Raw genomic sequence first — 4,103 nt, forward strand, 5'->3', positions numbered from 1 at the left:
GTCAATGCGGCAAAAAACATCCTTAATAAAGGTTTAGAAGTCGTTGGGACGACGGCGCAGTAAAAAAAAATTTTCCAAAAAAATTTCCATATTTTTTTTGGTTTGCGAATCCCCGCCGTCTACAACGGTGGGGAAGTTCAAAATAATTTTTAAGTGTTATTTTGAATTATTTTTATATAATATTTTTGATTATTATAAGTATGAAAATATTATACATTTAGTTAATTTATTTTTTACATTTAAAAAGATTTATATATGATTTTTTTAAATAATTACATAGGGATTCAATTATAACAATTGTTAATTTAAAAGTAATTTATATATAATATACATTTAATATTAATAATTGCAATTAATTTAAATTAATTCGGTGAAATAATGAATAAAAAGATTACATTTGTTTTAGTGTTGGCACTTGCTGCATTTTTAGTAATGGGTTCAGCTAGTGCAGGTCTTTTCGACTTTTTAGGTGGAGGAGATGACACTGTAAAAATAGGATATTTACCATCTGATCACGATGCAGCTTTATTCGTTGCTGACGCTCAAGGTTTATATGCTGATAAAAACATTACTACTGAACTTGTACAATTCAACAACGGTGGAGACTTAATGACTGCTATGGCTAGTGGTGAAGTCGATGTTGGATATGTTGGAATTGCACCTGTTTTATCTTCTGTTGAAAAAGGTGTTCCTGTAAAAGTTATTTCTTCTGCTCAGACTGAAGGTAGCGGAATTGTTGTAACTTCCGAATCAGGTATTACTTCAGCAGCAGATTTGAAAGGTAAATCTATTGCAACTCCTGGTGAAGCTTCAATTCAATACGTATTGCTTTCATACTACTTAAAAGAAAATAATTTATCTACAGATGACGTAAACATTTCAGCTATGAAAGTGCCATCCATGAATGATGCTTTAAAAACAAAACAAATTGATGGAATCATTACTTTCCAACCTTATGTATCTATCGCAGCAAATGACAGCGGTAACGTTGTTTTAGAAAACTCATCAGGTATTTTACCAGACCACCCATGTTGTGTAGTTGTTGCATCTGATGACTTTATCAAAAACCATGAAAACACTACTAAAGATATTATAGCTATTCATGAAAACGCTACTAAATTCATTAACGACAACATTAAAAACGGTTCTTCCGATAAAGTTGTAGCATTACTGCCTGAAGACATTGTTTCCAATGCAGATTTAGAAGTTCTTTCACTTGAAAGTTTCCCATTCATTTCCGGCATTGATGACAGTTTCAAATCAGATGTGGATGCATTCCAAAAACTTGAAGTGGACATTGGTATCTTAAACAGTACCATACCTCAAGATAAATTATACTGGGAAGCATAGTTTTACTATGCTTTTACTTTTCTTTTTTTAGATTAATTTTTCACATTGATATTATGCTATTTACGCTTAATTAAAATAGCAATTTAAATCAACACTTATGAAATTATTGATTAATTTTTCAATTTAATGGATTTAAAAAGAATAAAAATAAGTTTTGTTTTAAGTCATGCACATTACAATGCATTAATCATTATCGTTTTTAGGAAAAGCGTCTGCAATTTTGTTAAGGTTACTGAACACGTTCATCAGCTCGCCAATAACATCTTCCAGGGATTCATTTTCAACACTTCCAAGCATTTCAATGAACTGCGGAAATGTCTGTTTACCGTTTTGGAAAAACATGTAATACTCATTGAGATTCACTTCTTCCTGGTTTAGGTCATCCACAATGTCATTGTATAAAGTTTTCAAATCATTTAAACTCTCTTCAAACATTGACTTGACTTCATCTGTGTTTGAGGAATCCAGTTTTTCAAAAGCAGTATTCAATCTGATTATGGATATTGTGTAAAGTTCCAAATCTATTTCGCCGTACATATGAATCAGTAAAATAAAAAAAAGAGAGAAATTTCTCAAAAGAGAAATTATAATTTGATTTTAATATCGAGAGCGCTTGATCCTTCTTCGTAAACGAAGATAGGGTTGATATCAAGTTCTGATATTTCTGGGAAGTCTAAAGTTAATCTTGCTACTCTTTTGATAGCTTCTTTAACTTCTTCAACATCGCAAGGTGCTTCTCCTCTGTATCCTTCAAGTAATTTGGATACTTTGGTTGATGCAATTTGTTCTTCAATTTCTTCAGAACTCATTCCTTTTGCAAGGTTGAATGAAACATCCTCGATGAGGTTTACGTAGATTCCACCCATACCGAATGCAATCATTGGTCCGAATTGTTTGTCACGAATCATACCAACAATTACTTCTTCACCGGAATCCATCATTTTTTGCACTTCTACACCATCAGGGACAATGTCAGGATGTGCAGCTTTAGCGTTTGCAATGATTTCTTCATAGGTTGCTTTTGCTTCTTCAGGTGAGGAAATTCCTACTTTTACACCGCCGATATCGGATTTGTGTAAAATTTTATCGGATGCAATCTTGAGTACAACAGGGAATTCCATTTCTTCAGCAAGTTCAGCTGCCTCATCTGCACTGGTTGATAATTTGATTGGTGCAGCGGAAATTCCGTAAGCTTCAGCAACAGCATATGCTTCACTACCGAGTAAGGTGTCTCTGCCGTCAGCTTTTACTTTATCGAATATTGCTTTGACTGCGTCTTTGTCCACGTCATCGATTTTTTCAATCACATCATCGTAGTTTTTGTCTTTAAGTCCTGCAAATTTAACCATTGCTTCAAGTGCTGTTACAGCGGTTTCAGGGAATACGTAGGTTGGTACTCCATTTTCTCTTAAAGCGTCATTTGCAGCTTCAAAGGATGGTCCTCCCATGTTAACAACAATGACAGGTTTGTCGAATTTCTTTTTCTCTTCCAGGATTGCATTAGCAATTCCGTCCGGATCTGCTGATGCGGTAGGACAAACCATTACGATTAAACTGTCAACGTCTTCATATCCAAGAACGATTTCTAATGATTCTTTGTATCTGCTTACAGGTGCATCTCCCAATACGTCAATAGGGTTTTTTGCACTTCCTTCATCAGTAACGCATTCTTTTAATTTTGCAGTGGTTTCTTCATCAAATTGAACAAGTTGGAGTCCTGCTTTTTCCATTGCGTCAACGGTAAGTACTCCTCCACCACCAGCGTTGGTAATAATAGCTACTTTGTCACCTTTTGGTAGAGGTGCTTTTGAGAATGCTAAACCAAGGTCAAACAATTCAGCCATGGTTTCTACACGCATGATTCCTGATTGGTGGAATGCGGTATCAAATGCCAAGTCACTACCTGCTAGTGCACCGGTGTGTGAGGATGCTGCTTCTGCTCCTGCTGAACTTGAACCGGATTTGAGCACAATAATAGGTTTTTTGTGAGCGGTTTCCCTCATGGTTCTTACAAAGTCATCGTCATCAGAAATGGATTCTAAGTAACAGATGATTACATTTGTTTCATCGTCTTCTGCCAGATATTGTAATAATTCAATTTCGTTTACTCCAGCTTTGTTACCTAAACTGATTACTTTACTGAATCCGATTCCGGAAGTTACACTCCAGTCGATGATAGCTACCATCATAGCTCCACTTTGAGAAATAAATGCCATGTTTCCTGTTGGAGGCATCATTTGTGAAAATGACCCGTTTAATGGAGTGTGTGAGTCGGTTATTCCTAAACTGTTAGGTCCAATAATGTTTATACCGTATTCTTCACCAAGAGCAGTTAATTCAGCTTCTAATTTAGCTCCTTCTTCACCCACTTCTTTGAAACCAGCGGTAATAACTACCATGTTTTCTACGCCAGCTTCACCACATTCTTTTACGGTTGGGTTTACAAATACTGAAGGAATTGTAATTATTGCTAAATCTACTTTTCCAGGTACGTCTTTAATATTTGCGTATGCTTTTTTGCCTAAAATCTCTCCACCTTTAGGATTTACAGGATATATTTCGCCGTCAAACCCATCGTTGATGAGGTTGTCAACAATAATGTATCCTACTTTTCCAGGAGTATTGGAAGCACCAATAACAGCCACGGATTCAGGTTTAAACATTTTATTGAGATCTATCATAAGTTTTTCTCCTTATAACTTTATAATTGCATAATATTTATAATGATAAATAATTAACAATTATTAATGATA

Annotated in this window: 3 protein-coding genes; 1 reads left to right on the forward strand and 2 read right to left on the reverse strand. The window is 35.0% G+C overall.

Annotated features, from left to right (window positions below; genetic code table 11):
- Window positions 1-378 precede the first annotated feature (378 nt).
- Window positions 379-1,350 carry an ABC transporter substrate-binding protein gene (locus tag ACKI30_RS02745; RefSeq protein WP_407409689.1) on the forward strand — a complete coding sequence of 324 codons (972 nt, stop codon included), beginning with the start codon at window positions 379-381 and terminating at the stop codon, window positions 1,348-1,350.
- Window positions 1,351-1,533: 183 nt separating this feature from the next.
- On the opposite strand, the gene ACKI30_RS02750 is transcribed toward ACKI30_RS02745, so the two are convergent.
- Together ACKI30_RS02750 and acs are read right to left on the reverse strand one after the other, a co-directional pair.
- Window positions 1,534-1,887, reverse strand: coding sequence for a hypothetical protein (locus ACKI30_RS02750; RefSeq protein ID WP_407409691.1), 354 nt, complete (start codon window positions 1,885-1,887; stop codon window positions 1,534-1,536).
- A gap of 47 nt (window positions 1,888-1,934) precedes the next feature.
- A complete protein-coding gene (gene acs, locus ACKI30_RS02755) occupies window positions 1,935-4,031 on the reverse strand; it encodes an acetate--CoA ligase alpha subunit (RefSeq protein WP_407409693.1) in 2,097 nt (698 codons plus the stop codon).
- Window positions 4,032-4,103: the final 72 nt, after the last annotated feature.

The sequence above is a fragment of the Methanobrevibacter sp. genome (assembly GCF_045539575.1).
Lineage (GTDB): Archaea > Methanobacteriota > Methanobacteria > Methanobacteriales > Methanobacteriaceae > Methanocatella.

Bases quoted from the DNA above. Each gene is read 5' to 3' on its own strand.
- ACKI30_RS02745 (WP_407409689.1), top strand. From the start codon at position 379: ATGAATAAAAAGATTACATTTGTTTTAGTGTTGGCACTTGCTGCATTT.
- ACKI30_RS02750 (WP_407409691.1), bottom strand. From the start codon at position 1,887: ATGTACGGCGAAATAGATTTGGAACTTTACACAATATCCATAATCAGA.
- acs (WP_407409693.1), bottom strand. From the start codon at position 4,031: ATGATAGATCTCAATAAAATGTTTAAACCTGAATCCGTGGCTGTTATT.